Origin of the sequence: Shewanella sp. AS16, assembly GCF_021412365.1 — a bacterium.
Classification (GTDB): domain Bacteria; phylum Pseudomonadota; class Gammaproteobacteria; order Enterobacterales; family Shewanellaceae; genus Shewanella; species Shewanella salipaludis.
In genome coordinates this window covers 1-301 of record NZ_JAKCLK010000193.1, presented here as the reverse complement: position 1 = coordinate 301, position 301 = coordinate 1, and the positions used below count along the sequence as shown (strand labels likewise).

The 301-nt window shown below is 46.5% G+C and carries 1 protein-coding gene; it reads right to left on the bottom strand.

Features of this window, described 5'->3' with window-relative positions; translation table 11 throughout:
- A partial coding sequence (locus LZP73_RS19950; protein ID WP_234236649.1) for a hypothetical protein occupies positions 1-288 on the bottom strand: 288 nt, incomplete at its 3' end.
- Positions 289-301: the final 13 nt, after the last annotated feature.

Here is a 301-nt window from a genome sequence, read left to right as displayed (position 1 = left end):
GATTGCAACGTGACTCACAGAGGAAGTGCTGAATACGCGGATACCAAATGAGGTTACCCCAAGGCTTGAGGAGAAAAGCAAATCGCCGGGTTTGAGATCTGGTTCCGTTATTTCTTTTATTGATTGTTCGGTGAAAGAGCTTTGATGCTGGAATTTAACAGCCCATGTTTTCGCCTCGGCATTTACCACTGTGGCTGATGAGTCTGGCTGGCTGATATCAACGGTACAGGCCGAAAGTAAAAGAAAGCAGGGGAGAAGCAGGCGGCAGTACGCCTTTGGTTTATCCATTTTATACAATCCA